This window comes from Planktothrix sp. FACHB-1355, from assembly GCF_014748295.1.
GTDB classification, from domain to species: Bacteria; Cyanobacteriota; Cyanobacteriia; order Cyanobacteriales; family Aerosakkonemataceae; genus Aerosakkonema; species Aerosakkonema funiforme_A.
Window position 1 is genome coordinate 1 of record NZ_JACJUP010000051.1, and the last position, 12933, is coordinate 12933.

15 protein-coding genes are annotated in these 12933 nt (G+C 46.3%); 1 reads left to right on the top strand and 14 read right to left on the bottom strand.

Annotated features, from left to right (window positions below):
• On the bottom strand, positions 1-590 hold a 590-nt coding region (locus tag H6S82_RS04600; protein WP_199317866.1), incomplete at its 3' end, for a chromophore lyase CpcT/CpeT.
• A 222-nt stretch (positions 591-812) separates the two neighbouring features.
• Here H6S82_RS04600 and psb29 point away from each other — a divergent pair.
• Positions 813-1550: a photosystem II biogenesis protein Psp29 gene (gene psb29 / locus H6S82_RS04605; protein WP_190472493.1), complete on the top strand. Its 738-nt coding sequence runs from the start codon at positions 813-815 to the stop codon at positions 1548-1550.
• A 485-nt stretch (positions 1551-2035) separates the two neighbouring features.
• On the opposite strand, the gene H6S82_RS04610 is transcribed toward psb29, so the two are convergent.
• The 13 genes from H6S82_RS04610 to H6S82_RS04670 form a co-directional block, all read right to left on the bottom strand.
• Complete coding sequence (locus H6S82_RS04610; RefSeq protein WP_190472490.1) at positions 2036-2791, bottom strand: phycobilisome rod-core linker polypeptide; 756 nt, start codon at positions 2789-2791, stop codon at positions 2036-2038.
• A 103-nt stretch (positions 2792-2894) separates the two neighbouring features.
• On the bottom strand, positions 2895-3644 hold the full coding sequence (locus tag H6S82_RS04615; protein WP_190472487.1) for a phycobilisome rod-core linker polypeptide: 750 nt from the start codon (positions 3642-3644) through the stop codon (positions 2895-2897).
• 124 nt (positions 3645-3768) lie between these two features.
• The gene (locus tag H6S82_RS04620; protein ID WP_190472484.1) at positions 3769-4608 is read right to left on the bottom strand and encodes a phycobilisome rod-core linker polypeptide; all 840 of its coding nucleotides are present in this window, start codon (positions 4606-4608) and stop codon (positions 3769-3771) included.
• A gap of 88 nt (positions 4609-4696) precedes the next feature.
• Complete coding sequence (locus H6S82_RS04625) at positions 4697-5419, bottom strand: HEAT repeat domain-containing protein (protein ID WP_242056824.1); 723 nt, start codon at positions 5417-5419, stop codon at positions 4697-4699.
• Positions 5420-5439: 20 nt separating this feature from the next.
• Positions 5440-6237: a HEAT repeat domain-containing protein gene (locus tag H6S82_RS04630; protein ID WP_242056825.1), complete on the bottom strand. Its 798-nt coding sequence runs from the start codon at positions 6235-6237 to the stop codon at positions 5440-5442.
• Between the two features lie 98 nt (positions 6238-6335).
• The gene (locus tag H6S82_RS04635; protein ID WP_190472478.1) at positions 6336-6590 is read right to left on the bottom strand and encodes a phycobilisome linker polypeptide; all 255 of its coding nucleotides are present in this window, start codon (positions 6588-6590) and stop codon (positions 6336-6338) included.
• Positions 6591-6664: 74 nt separating this feature from the next.
• Positions 6665-7528, bottom strand: a complete 864-nt coding sequence (locus tag H6S82_RS04640) for a phycobilisome rod-core linker polypeptide (RefSeq protein WP_190472475.1) — start codon at positions 7526-7528, stop codon at positions 6665-6667.
• A 252-nt stretch (positions 7529-7780) separates the two neighbouring features.
• Positions 7781-8269, bottom strand: a complete 489-nt coding sequence (cpcA, locus tag H6S82_RS04645) for a phycocyanin subunit alpha (RefSeq protein ID WP_190472472.1) — start codon at positions 8267-8269, stop codon at positions 7781-7783.
• 113 nt (positions 8270-8382) lie between these two features.
• A complete protein-coding gene (locus H6S82_RS04650) occupies positions 8383-8901 on the bottom strand; it encodes a phycocyanin subunit beta (protein ID WP_190472469.1) in 519 nt (172 codons plus the stop codon).
• 579 nt (positions 8902-9480) lie between these two features.
• Positions 9481-10434, bottom strand: a complete 954-nt coding sequence (locus tag H6S82_RS04655; RefSeq protein ID WP_322111994.1) for an RluA family pseudouridine synthase — start codon at positions 10432-10434, stop codon at positions 9481-9483.
• 386 nt (positions 10435-10820) lie between these two features.
• Positions 10821-11111: a hypothetical protein gene (locus H6S82_RS04660; RefSeq protein ID WP_190472463.1), complete on the bottom strand. Its 291-nt coding sequence runs from the start codon at positions 11109-11111 to the stop codon at positions 10821-10823.
• Positions 11108-12517 carry a hypothetical protein gene (locus H6S82_RS04665; protein WP_190472460.1) on the bottom strand — a complete coding sequence of 470 codons (1410 nt, stop codon included), beginning with the start codon at positions 12515-12517 and terminating at the stop codon, positions 11108-11110. Before H6S82_RS04665 ends, H6S82_RS04660 begins: the two co-directional genes overlap by 4 nt.
• Before the next feature lie 4 nt (positions 12518-12521).
• On the bottom strand, positions 12522-12933 hold a 412-nt coding region (locus tag H6S82_RS04670), incomplete at its 5' end, for a hypothetical protein (RefSeq protein ID WP_191056041.1).

A 12933-nucleotide genomic window follows, 5' to 3' on the forward strand; every position in this document is an offset into this window, starting at 1 on the left:
AAATCTTGACGCTTGGTGAAGCGGTATGGCCCCATAATAGCTCCCCAAAGGGCTTTGCCAGTCTGAGGTTCGATTCCTTTGTCATAACTTAAGAATGAATCGGGACTTGCTTCAAATCCCAGAAAAACTTGGAAAGTTTCTTCTCGATAGGTAAAGCGGCAACGCTCGTTTGGTGGCAACGATGCCTGAAAGCGATATCCTCCAGAATCTAAGAAACTTTTAGTGACGTTGAGCTTGCAAGTAGGGAGTAGTTGTATGCGATCGACTGTGAGGGTGTTGAGTAGATCCGGGTGGCAACCGCCACCTTTAACAGCTAAAGGATCTTCGATAGCATAGTACTGCGCCTGAATCGAAGAGTCTGGGTTGCTGCTGTCCTGTAGCCTGATAATCCGCTGGCGGTAAGCTTTGTCTGGGTAGAGATAGTTAGCTTGCTCGGCAAACAAAGTCAGACTATCTTCCACAAATAAAGGTATGGGTCGCTGCCAGAGGCGTAAGTGGACATACCAAGCAGGCTCAGCGATCGCTTGGTCGCTATTTTCAAATTCACCAGCCATGTAGCGAGCTAAAGCAATTAATTCAGGAGAAACCATTATTTTTGTGCCGGAATTGAACTAAAATACTTCCGTTGTCTTTGAATTGACACCAACAAGTGTTTAAAGGCGTAGCTTAAAAAAGCTGATGGCAACCTTGCATTTTACTGCATCGCAACGGGAATAAGCAGATATTCCCAAACCATTTTATTTGCGCGATCGCCTTGGCAAAGTTGCACTTAAACGAGAAAATAAAGTTAAATCATCCTCAAAATGCTTTCTGTGAATAACGACCGCACTGTTTCAGATACCAAGCGAACTTTCTACAGCCTTCACACTCGTCCTATCAATACCATCTATCGGCGAGTAGTTGAAGAATTGATGGTAGAAATGCACTTACTGTCGGTCAATGTTGATTTTCGCTACGACCCTATCTACGCTTTTGGGGTTGTTACCACCTTCGATCGCTTTATGCAAGGCTATCGCCCAGAAGCAGATAAAGAGCCGATTTTTGAAGCCATCTGCAAAGCGGTGGAAGGTGACCCGCAACGATACAGGCAAGATGCAGCATGGTTGCAGGGATGGGCAAGTCAGAGATCGGCTCGCGATGTGGTGGAAATTTTTACTCAAGCACCTCACTTTGGTAATGCAGGTGACTTGAGTGCAACGCTTCAGGCGATCGTCAATAATCCCAAATTCAAATACAGCCGCTTGTTTGCGATCGGTCTGTTCACTTTCCTAGAAGTAGCAGAGTCCAGCATGGTCAAAGACGCAAAGCAACTAACTGAAGCACTAAAACAAATAGCTGCTGGGTTGCACTTACCAGACGACAAACTGCAAAAAGATCTGGAACTCTACCGCAGCAATCTGGAAAAAATGGCGCAAGCGCGGTTAATTATGGAAGATACCGTCAAAGCAGAGCGCAAAAAACGCGAACAACGCGCTGCAGATAGAGGTGTGGTAGTTGCGCCCCCAAACGGCCAAAAAGATACGAGTGATGGGTCTGCTAGCTCTAATTAATCAGTTTTTCTGTTCTCAGAGATAGCAATAATGATTTTTTGCTATCTCTCACAATTAAACGACTTTCTCAAAAACTCCCTCGCCAAAAATTGCTCCTTATTGGTATTTAGCTATCAAAATGAATAAAATTGAGCCGAATTAGTTAGATTTTTGGTGACTGTATTTACCCGAAAATTCAATGCTTTATTAAAAGGTTTTTGACAATTTTCGCACTTAAATCACCACCGATTCACTATCAGAAGTATAGTAATCGCTTTCGTCAGTTAGGACGCTACTAATACCTGAAAGCCTTGATTTTAGGCTCTTCTTCCTCTCGTCCCTGGCGATAAATATCTAGCCCCTAATCGCTAGCTATACAATGACTGGGCTTAACTTCCGCCTAGCTAAACGACCAAACAACAAAATAATGTCAGTCAGTCATTATTAAGCGGAAACTAAACCCAGTCCTTAAAGAAAAAGTTATTTAGGTAAACTGAGAGTGAACCTTAACGGCGCTTCGGCACCTTGTTGAGGTAATCGATGTCAAACGCAGATAGGCGTTGCGCGTAATTGCGCTGCCCACTGACGGCAGCAGCCAATCCGCGGAACTTGCGGGGGTCGCCTTCGGGAAGTTGCCGGTCTTGGAACTTGCGGCTGTAGAATTTTTCCAGCGTAAAGCGCCAGTCGGTTTTGACGGTGCCAGCAGTTTCTTGGAAGTCTTCGCCGTAGCGAGGAGTTACCAAGTTGAAAGGACGCCCTTCCATGCGTTTGCGTTGGTAGGGTATGGTGAAGTCACCAAAAGCGGCGGTGTATTCATCACTATCAACTAGCGCATCCACGAAGCCATTAAAGCCCTTGGTAGCGATGACAATTGACCAAGTGATTTCTTCGTCTTTGTTGTAAGAATCGCGACCTAACAAACGCTTGAGACAGATTTGTACCAAGCGATAGTTATTGTTGACGGAAACAACCAAGCGATAAAATGCCTCGGTTTTCGCTAATTCCCGGATGAAGTCGCGTACCGTCAGAGAACGATTCGCGAAGCGAGTTTCCAAGGTAATGTTACGGTTGAATTTGAGGATTTCGTGTTCGCTGAAGACTTGACGATAAGCTGCCCAAACTAACTGCTTGATCTCGGATGGGGAAGCAGCATCTTCGAGGCGATAGATATAAGGCGTATCTTCATTGAGGTCAGCTGACCCGAAGCTTTTGACACGCTGGTTTTGGGATGATGGTTTGTATGCAAGCAACGGCAATGCCATGCAAAATTCTCCTAATGTGGTTGAGAGGTTAGTAAATTAGGCAACAAAGGTAATTGCGATCGCAGATTGGTTTTCTTTCCCATTATCCACTACCGTTTACCAATTACCGACGCTGTGGAAAACTGGCGACGCTGTTAATTGAAGCCAGAACTCCATCAGGCTTGTTATCGCGTGTTGTGTCGGGAATCTTGATGTTAGCTGTGCTAACGTTCACATTTTGGTTAACCGGTTTGATTTGAATAGACCGTGCCAAATCTAGGAAGTTACGGATATCGCCCCACTTGTAGCGCTCATCTTCTAGCTTATCGCGCCAGTAGTTGCCGTAACTGGGAGTTACCAAATTAAAGGGGCGGTCTTTGTAGCGACGACGTTGATAGGGTACGATCGTATCGCTGAAGTTAGCTTGATACTCTTCGCTATCGACGAGGGCATCAACAAAGCTGCCTATGCCGCCGGTGGCGATTTTAATCGACCAAGCAATTTCTTCGTCTTTGTTGTATGGGGCGCGACCCAGGATACGTTTAAGGCAAACTTCCACAACTCGATAGTTGGAGTTTTTCTCTACAACTAAACGATAAAATGCTTCTGTTTTAGCCAAGCCACGGATAAAATCCCGCACGGTGATTGCCCGATTTTTCACCTGGGATTCTAAAGTAATCTGGCGAAAAGATTTGAGGATTTCGTGTTCGCTGAAAATTTGGCGGTAAGCTGCCCAAATTAATTCTTGAATGTCAGCATCGTCGATGCAATCTTCAATCCGATAAATTCTGGGGGTGTCTTCATTCCCAACTTCGTACCCCGATACTCGCTGGTTTTGCGAGGATGGTTTGTATGCTAGCAAAGGTATTGACATGAGGCTTGTTGTGATTGGTTAGTGGTTAGTTGTCAGCCGTTATTTTGTTTGCATTTGATGGTTCATTGTTCATTGCAATTAAGAATAAACTATGAAGACAAACAATGAACGACAAACTAAGAAGCTACACTTTAGGATCGGAGGGTATGTAGCGATAGGGAAGGGCAACTTCGGTGCGACTCACTGCTGGTTTAACGGTGGTACCTTGGCGAGTCATATCCGGAATTTCAGATCTTCTGGCTTGATTGATTGCCCGGTCTTTGTATCGCTGATAATTGACTTGAGGGGTAACGATACTGCGAGCCATTTCCAAAAAGTTACTGGGAATCGCTCTGCGAGCAACTTGTTTGTCTGGTTCGCCTGTACCGTAAAGCTTCACTTGATAGTAGCTGCGACCTTCGAGCTGAATCAAGCGAGTGCGCCAATAGTCGCTATAGCGAGGATTTACCAAATTGAACGGACGTTCGTTGAAGCGACGGCGTTGATAAGGTACGAGGTCATCGCCAAAGTTTTGCAGATATTCTTCGCTATCAACAATGGCGTCAATGAAGCCGTGCAATCCCTTGGTTGCTATGACAATTGACCAGGAGATTTGTTCATCTTTGTTGTAGCTGGCACGTCCCAAGAAGCGCTTGAATGTGATGTCAACCAAGCGGTAGTTGGAGTTTGTTTCAGCTACCATATTCCGGTAAACTTCGGATTTGCCGAGTCCCCGAATAAACTCTCTGAGGGATATCGATCGATTCCGCAATAATGATTCTAAAGAGACTTGGCGGTGGCTTTTGAGGATCAACTGTTCGCTGAAAATTTGGCGATAAGCTGCCCAGATAATTTCATTAACATCGGACTCAGACGAATTAGGATTCAAACGATAAAGAGTGGGGTCGTCTTCGTCGGGAACTTCGTAGCCTGCTACGCGCTGATTTTGCGTAGTTGGTGTAATTTCTAGAAGTGGGATTGCCATTTTTAGGTAGTTGATGGTTGATTTCGATAGCTAATTTGTTAGTTATCACTGTCAGTTGTTAGTTGTCAGTTGTTAGTTGTTTTGATTGCTAACTGCTGACAGTTGCTAATCGCACCCTAGCACGAACTGCTCGATCGCTTTCCGATGCGAGCATTTGCTGGAAATGCGTTTGGATTTGCTCTTTGAAGCCGGACTCTTGAGCCAGGGATTGCAAACCGACAACGGCTGCATAGCGGATCGACCAGTCGGAGTCTTGAGAGACTTGTCGAAGCGCTTGAAAAGATTTTTCTTGGGCGGCTTGAATCAGATCGGGACTGAGCTGCTGCCAATGAAGGTTTCCCAATCCTTTGGCGGCGGCACGGCGGACGCTGGGGGCAAAGTCGGTCAGAGCTGCTTTGTGCAAGATTTCCAGGGCACGGGTATCTGCGATCGCAGCTAAGGCGCGGATGGCATAAGCCCTCGCACCGTAGTTGTACCCATCTAGTTTTTCCAGCAAAGGAGGTACTGCTGATGCTCCCATTTGGATCAGCCCTGCCACTGCTGCTAATGCTGCACCTGGGTTGTTATAACCCAAAGCGGCTATTAAAGTGGGAATTCCTGCTTCTAAACGGGCATCTGCTAGGGCGCGTACTGCTGCTATAAGCCGTCCGGGGTTATCCGCTTCTTCAACAGCTTGAATGAGGGATTGAGGGCTGGGTGAGTTTTGAATTTTGAGTTTTGAGTTTTGAGTAGAAAAATTGTCCCGATTTCCTACTCCCCAGTTTTGCGGTTGCCCTGTTTCATTTCCCATTCCCGTTTCCCAATTTTCCATCCCTGTTTCCAATTCCCTGTTTACAAGAGAGTGTCCATCAGGTGCATAACTTTGATGGCGGCATCGTTGAGCGTGTCCGGTTTGTCTGGGCTAAGTTGATGTTCTAGTAAGCCTTTGAGGGCGATCAGTTTAAAGCTGTTTTCTGCTGCTGAGGAGGCAATTGCATCAGCTGCCGGTAAATAGCCAATAGCGCCCAGGTCAGACAAAGCTATCCGGCGCAATTGTATATCTTTGCCGGCCAAAGCTTGCACAAGGCGTTCTCCGTATGCAGAATCTTCGGTTAGCTGGTACATAGCTCTAGCGGCAGAGTATTGCACTCGCTCTACTGGGTGTTCTAGGAAGGGTTCGATTTGGGAAATTGCTTCTCTTGCTTGGAGAGATCCCAAGGCTTCCATCACCGCTTCGTAGGGTTGTGTTAGGTGAGGTTGTCCGGGTACCTGCACAGCAGCTGCCAAACCACCGTTTAGCAGCTGCATCAGTGCTGGAATACTTACCGGGTCGCCCAGCATACCCAGCGACTGTGCAGCCGCTTCTCTGACATAGAAGTCAGTGCAATCCAAACACCGGAGCAAACCAGGTACAGCCCTCAGATCTCCTATTTTTCCCAACGCCCGCGCTGCATTGCGCCGTAGGGGATAGCCTCCTAACTCTGTGCGGTCAGCTTCGTCTTCTAGTGCCGCAATCAGGGCAGTTACAGCTGTTTCGGTGCGAATCTGGAATTTTCCCAGCCACCAAGCAGCATAGTAGCGAAGACTCAAGTCTGGGTGGGTGAGATTGGCGATCGCTTGCGCTTCCGTTAAGGGGGGAGCATTTTGCATTTCGCCAGAGGTCTCAGGATTGAACTCCTGCATGGATCTGGTGTGTAAGGGTTTGTCGCTATTGCGATCGACTTCTCTTGCCGCTTATTTTTCTGATTCTATTGGGCTGCGGCAGCTTCTTCGCTAGTTAAAGATTGAATGCTGACGATTTTTCCGCCCAAACGATTAATTCGCCGCATTTCCTCATTCATACGGCTGTAAGGCACCGTAATAAAAACGCTGCCACTGCGGCGAATGGCGTAGCTATTTTTGTCGTTTTCTTCGTTTTGGCGTAAGCCAACAACTTCATAACGAAAAACACGGCTACCAGAAGGCGTGTTTCCAGCGCTACCGATCGCGGTTTGACCAAGCATTGTTTTTACCTCCTGTTATTGGGATTTTGGATTTTGGATTTTGGATTAAATCTAAGTTCCAAAATCTAAAATTATTAAGCTGGGGTGACGCTGACGATTTTGCCGCCTGCTTTGAGAATTTGCTGCATCTTGTTGGACAGATTCTCGTATGGCACTAGGAAAGCAGTGCTGCTGCGACGCACTCCGGGATATCCTGGCTGACGAATACCTGCGACCTCAAGGCGATAGACGCGGCCACTTTCGCCGTAAGAACCACCCAAACAGTTACGGGGAGGCACATCGCCAGATGCGCGGTAGTAAGACCAGCTTTCATCGCTACCTGAAGGTTTTACGATCGAGGAAGCGCTGTTTTGCGCCAATTCGCGAGCGAGGTGAGAGATGTTACCTTCTACTTGGGAACGATCGCTGTTAGCGTAACCCCGGTACAGCCTGAACAGGCGGGTGAAACCTACCGTTCTTTGTCCTGCTTGATAGGCAAAACCGCAATAGTAGGGCACAATATTGTCGCCGAAGTTGCTTTGATACTCCAGAGAATCGATGTAGGAGTCTATTTCAGCGTCGTAACCTTTGTTTTGATACAAATCGAGGTGATAAGCTACCTCTGATTCATCATAGGGTGCCCGTCCCAACAGATGTTTATAGTTGAGTTCAATCAACCGGGTTTGGAAATTGTTGTAGAAAAACTTGGTTTTGTATAGCTCCGATTTAGCTACGGCGCGTACAAACTCTTTGACTGTCAGATTACCATCTTTCAAAAGCGATTCGGCGCTGATCAGGCGTTCTGACGCCATTAAATAGTCATTGCCGAGAACCTGACGGTACACGGCACGAATCACATTCTCGATATCTTCTTTCGTTGCGTAGGGGCGTAGTTCAACCTTAGCTGCATCGCTAAAAGCTGAGGTTCCCAAGCGGGATGCTGCTGCTGTTATTGCCACTTTTCCTTCTCCCAACAAACTTTTTTGTCATTTGTCAGTTGTCAGATCTCATTTGTCAGTTGTCATTTGTCATTTGCCTTTTCGATCGCTTTCTATTTATGCTTCGCCGGATCGACAAGAGAGAAATGAACAACGAAAAATTACCAATGACTGATGACTCATGACCCAGTAGATAAAACAATGCCCGGAGAAATAAGCAACTGCTAGTTCCACAACCAGCACCTGCATACCCCTCCGGGCCATAGCGATCGATTAGCTCAGGGCGTTGATCGCGTAGTCGATGTAGGTGTTAGCTTCGTTAGCAGCTTGGCCGCTCAGACCGTGATTGCCTTTGATGTACTTGAGGGCTTCAACGTACCAGCTGGGAGACAGATCGAAAGCGCTGTTGATTTCGCTTAAGCCAGCAATCAGGAATTCATCCAATGGGCCAGTACCACCGGCAACCAAGCTATAGGTAATAATGCGTAGGTAGTATCCGATGTCACGAGCGCACTTGGATTTGCCTTCCGAAGAGGAGGCATACTGAGAGCCTTGCAGTTGGGTGGTGTAGGGGTACTTTTGATACACCGCGTTAGCTGCACCGTCAACTAGCTTTTGCGCGTTGTTGGTCAGAGCGCGAGCAGCTTCCATGCTAGCGCCAGCGCGTTCTAACCGACCGCGAACAGCTTGCAGTTCGGTGTTGCTCAGAAAACGGCCTTGGGTATCAGCTGCTGCGATCGCTTCGGTAATTGGGGTCTTCATGTTCTTGGTATCTCCGGTATTCTTTGCAAAGTTTGCTAACTAACTTGGGTAAATCGCGTCTACTGTAATGCTTTTGCAGGATACTATTCCTGCCAGAGCTTTTAAAGCTTTAATTAAGCAACAGCAGCGGCAGCGCGATCGAAGTAGCTGGCCACTTCAGAAATCAAGGAGCTGCAATCGCCTTGGGTGATGCCTTGAGGATCGTTAGCGATCGCAACAGCAGCGTCCTTCATTTTGCCTACGCCAACTGCCACGGAAGAACCGGGGGTACCCAGAGCTTGGTAGGTTTCGCGCAGACCGTTCAAGCAGCGGTCATCCAACACGCTGGAGTCGCCGGCCAGGATCGCGTAGGTAACATAACGCAAGATGATTTCCATGTCGCGCAAGCAAGCTGCCATGCGACGGTTGGTGTAAGCATTGCCACCAGGAGCGATCAGCTGAGGTTGTTCGGCAAACAGTGCGCGAGCGGCGCTAGCAACGATGGTGGAAGCATTGCTGGTGATGCGGTTAACAACATCCAAGCGCTTGTTTCCATCGCGAACTAAGTTGCTGAGGGCATCCAGTTGGGCGCTGCTGAGGAATTCACCTTTGGCATCTGCCTGAGAAACAACCTTGGCGAATGCGTCTAACATGAGCTCAATCTCCTAAATTTGTTTGGTTGAGAGCGTTTTGGATTAAAAACTGGTATCTCGGTTAAGCTAATTCAGGCATCTGAACCAGCTTGGCGGGGTTTTTCACAGACGGCGAGCAAATGCACCTTTTCTGGTTACTTCCCCTACCGCTTGCTTCCTTGTGGGAACCTTTTATAAGGATAGAGGATATTTCTGAGAAATTTTCAACCTTTTATGAGAAAGGCTAAAACTTTCTTAATCAGTGCTTTGTCTGACTTTTGCCTGTCTGCTAATCCCTACAGGTTATGTTTATACACTGCCGTTCGAGCTTTATTTATTACAAATTATTAAGTTCCTTCACCGAGTACGAACAAAAGCATCAAATGCTTTATATATCTTGCTTCTGCACTCTGGCAACTCCGATATTTCGTTACATTACTTCATGTATTTATACTTATCGGTTCGTCTGAGCCTAGTTTTATTATTTCTTTATAATCGTCACAATTACCGTATCCTAAAGAATTTAGGCTGAGGTTGAGTCCGATCGGGCAATGAGTTTTGTGTACAAATGTAAACTCGAAATAAGTAAAGAAATGTAAATTACGAGAGATGAGGGATGGCCCCTCGTCGGCGTAACACTTCCAGAAGGGTGACAAAGTGTTGCGGTAGGGGCGCTGTAACTTGGATCATCTGTCCGGAGATAGGATTTTGCAAAGAAAGTCGCCAAGCATGAAGCGCCTGACCCGGCAAATTGACCCCGATGTCCCGTCCGGAACTGTAAACCGGGTCGCCCACGATCGGATGACCCATGTGAGTGCTGTGGACGCGAATTTGATGAGTGCGACCGGTTTCTAGCTGGAAGTGGATCAGGGTGTAATTGCCGAGGCGTTCTTGGACTCGCCAGTGGGTCACGGCGGAACGCCCGCCCTTTTCTTCCGGGACAACGGCCATTTTTTTGCGATCGACCGGATGGCGACCGACCGGTTGTACGATCGTCCCAGTTTCCGTTTTGGGGACACCGTAAACCACACCTAGATATTCCCGGCGGGCGGTTTTTGCTTTCAGTTGCGCTTGCAGGTGTTGGTAAGCGAGGTCGGTTTTGGCAACTACCATCGCACCGGTGGTATCTTTGTCCAATCGATGCACAATACCGGGACGGTGGACGCCGCCAATTTCTGCCAGAGGACAATGTGCCAAAAGGGCATTGACAAGAGTACCCGCTTGGTGTCCGGCGGCGGGATGTACGACTAAACCGGCAGGTTTGTTGACAATCAGCAAGTTGTCGTCTTCGTAGAGGATATCGAGGGGAATTTCTTCGGGTTGGATTTCGGTAACTTGGGCGTTGGGAATGGTAACGTGGATGCGATCGCCTGTTTTGACTTTGGTGTTTTTGAACGCGCAAATTTTCCCGTTGATTTGCACCCACCCTTGTTCGATCAGTTTTTGGATGCGGGAACGGGAAAGATCTGGTAATTTATTGGTTAACCAACGATCGAGGCGATCGATTTGGTTGTCTGTGAGGAAGTCGGTGGTTTCGTTGACTGTGAGGTCAATTTCTGAGTGAGAGATGGGGGTTTAGCTGAACTCGTTATTTCTATTTTACGAACCGCGAAGACGGGAAGGAAGAGAGGGATTTGGGAGTGCGATCGCTTAGGATGGGGTTGAGATGTGTTTTAAACCAGATTGCGATCGGTTGTGGTACACCTTCGATCTGCGTTCATCTGCGGTAAAAAATATAGCCGATTTCAGTTGGGTGAAGTATACCGGGTTTCTGTGTACCTCATATCGTGTCTGGTTGGATGGCTAGTATAAGAATGATGTTGAGCATTATCTGCATGAATCGTGGGTTAAATTTTAACCACAGATGAAAACAGATAAACACAGATGAACACAGATGTGAATGCAAATTTTTGACGTTACTGATGCAACGGGACATGATATCACTCAATATTGAAGTGCTGTAAATTTGTCTTCTGTTTGGCGAGAACGAAAGGAGATTCGACATCTATAATCCAATTTTCATCAACGATTTGCAAATTCTCATCCAAGACGAGAATTAGATCGCCGATTTCATCATCCTTGTATTCATTTTTGCTATCCCAGTAACCGCGCAGTTTAAAATTGCATGATTCTAGATGCTGTTTGGCTAGATTTTTTACATCTAAATCTGCTAAAATTTTATCTAACTCGTGACAAATCTGTTCGGTTTTTATGTTGTCGCTGTTTATCATGAAGGCGGATCGTGCGATCGCAACATTCCTAACGCAGTTGCAACTATTAAGCTAGCTAGCAATCCCAGCATCAGACTGATAATCAAACTGACGCTGAAGTTTAACAGCGCATTGCTGGGGATGAAAATATCTTTGCCGTTCTCTATTTTTGCCGATCGCTGTTTGGTGATAGCTTCTACAAATGGAGAAACTGCTGATGCGGTTACCGATGCAACTCCTACGCCTACACCCACGACGGCTACGCCATTTTGGAAGTTGCGCGTTTGCGTTTCGATGCGGCGATCGCTCTGGGCTTGCTCTATTTCTACTATACCGCGAATTGTGTCGCGCAAGCTGGACAAAATTCCCAAACTGGCTTGGAAAGTGGCGTAATCTTGCTGAATTTGTTTCTGGTATTGATTCGTAATGACATTGAATTCTTCCAGAAACTTAAGATTCGTATCGCCTTCTTGACTCGCTTTATTGATGATGTGATTCAACCAAGCTTTATAGTTTTGCCGATTTACTTCGATCGCTTGATTCAGAATTTCCATCTGTTCCAATTGTATGACATAATTGGATAAAAATGCTATATTTCTCTTGAGAAGAGATAAATCCAGTTGCGACTTATTGATTTGTTGAATTGTCTCGTTTACCAAAGAAAGCTGATTGTGCAGCCTTTCGCTGATTCGGCGCGATTCGCGATAAGCCCAGAAGATTTTATGACGGTGGCATAATAAATGCAGCCAAGAATCATAAAACTGGGCGGCTTTAGCCATCGTGTCTTGATTTGGATAGATAACGATGAAAACAGTACTTTTTTCTTCATCGCCGCCATCGCCATTTTCAATACTTTGCCAATAGTGAGATTGGGGAGATTGCCAAACCTCAAAAACATCAGCGCCTAAAAACTTCCCAGTCCTCACATATTGCCAATCTTTTCCCGTGAACGAGTGATAGGCAGATTTGGCGATATCTTCTGGAGAAAAGGATGAATCTCGATAACCAGAAATCATCCAAGTTTTACCCAAATCGCCATGTTTATTGTTGATAATTTCCTTGAGTGATTGGAAGCAGCGGGCTAAGATGGTTGAGTGTTGTTCTTCTTCTATACAACAATCCACCAATAGCCCATAAGTATCACTCAAAAGTAGAGGATAATAATAACCGCCGATTTGGTGACCAAAAACAACTCTTTTTTGGATGGGATAAGTTTTTTTGCCCTGCGTTAATTCCAATAATTTGATAGTATCTGAATTAGCTGCCTTGGCTTCCGTCTCAAAGTCAACTTGGGTTTCCGGCGGCAAATTAGCCCAGAATTGCGCGTGATTTTCCCTGATTTTCTCTTGACTTTCTCCTAATCCATCTCTCAGATGATAGAGAAACAGATCTAAACTGGGGTAGTAGATGTACGGTGATGGGTTCATGGGTTTATGGCATCATAACTATTTGAATACTTTCCAAGCCTTCTTCTTTAACTTCCGTTTGGATGGCGGTTTGCACGTTTGGCTCTATTAATATTTGGATAATGCGCGGCAGTTTATTTTGTAGTATAATTACATCGGCAGCGGTTTCGTCTTCTTCCGGTTCGCCTGCTTTGTTGCGTTCGTCAAACTCGAAGACCTCGTATAAAATTTTGCGTACATCGCGATAGCAAGCTTCCAACTTGTCATCTTTTTTGATTAAACTTCTGATGGCAAGCGTTACAGACTGATTGTTAGCTAAAGATTCACCAATTTTATTGATATCGGCGATGAGTTCCGATGACAAGGGCGTTTCTAAGTTGTGAAGCGCTTGCAGAAGAATTTGCAGCGTGAGGGCGTCCGGGAAAGAAATTTGCGGT

Excerpts from the sequence above, each read along its gene's own strand:
- H6S82_RS04610 (WP_190472490.1), bottom strand. The coding sequence starts at position 2,791 with ATGGCATTGCCGTTGCTTGCATACAAACCATCATCCCAAAACCAGCGT.
- H6S82_RS04615 (WP_190472487.1), bottom strand. The coding sequence starts at position 3,644 with ATGTCAATACCTTTGCTAGCATACAAACCATCCTCGCAAAACCAGCGA.
- H6S82_RS04620 (WP_190472484.1), bottom strand. The coding sequence starts at position 4,608 with ATGGCAATCCCACTTCTAGAAATTACACCAACTACGCAAAATCAGCGC.
- H6S82_RS04625 (WP_242056824.1), bottom strand. The coding sequence starts at position 5,419 with ATGGAAAATTGGGAAACGGGAATGGGAAATGAAACAGGGCAACCGCAA.
- H6S82_RS04630 (WP_242056825.1), bottom strand. The coding sequence starts at position 6,237 with ATGCAAAATGCTCCCCCCTTAACGGAAGCGCAAGCGATCGCCAATCTC.
- H6S82_RS04635 (WP_190472478.1), bottom strand. The coding sequence starts at position 6,590 with ATGCTTGGTCAAACCGCGATCGGTAGCGCTGGAAACACGCCTTCTGGT.
- cpcA (WP_190472472.1), bottom strand. The coding sequence starts at position 8,269 with ATGAAGACCCCAATTACCGAAGCGATCGCAGCAGCTGATACCCAAGGC.
- H6S82_RS04650 (WP_190472469.1), bottom strand. The coding sequence starts at position 8,901 with ATGTTAGACGCATTCGCCAAGGTTGTTTCTCAGGCAGATGCCAAAGGT.
- H6S82_RS04660 (WP_190472463.1), bottom strand. The coding sequence starts at position 11,111 with ATGATAAACAGCGACAACATAAAAACCGAACAGATTTGTCACGAGTTA.
- H6S82_RS04665 (WP_190472460.1), bottom strand. The coding sequence starts at position 12,517 with ATGAACCCATCACCGTACATCTACTACCCCAGTTTAGATCTGTTTCTC.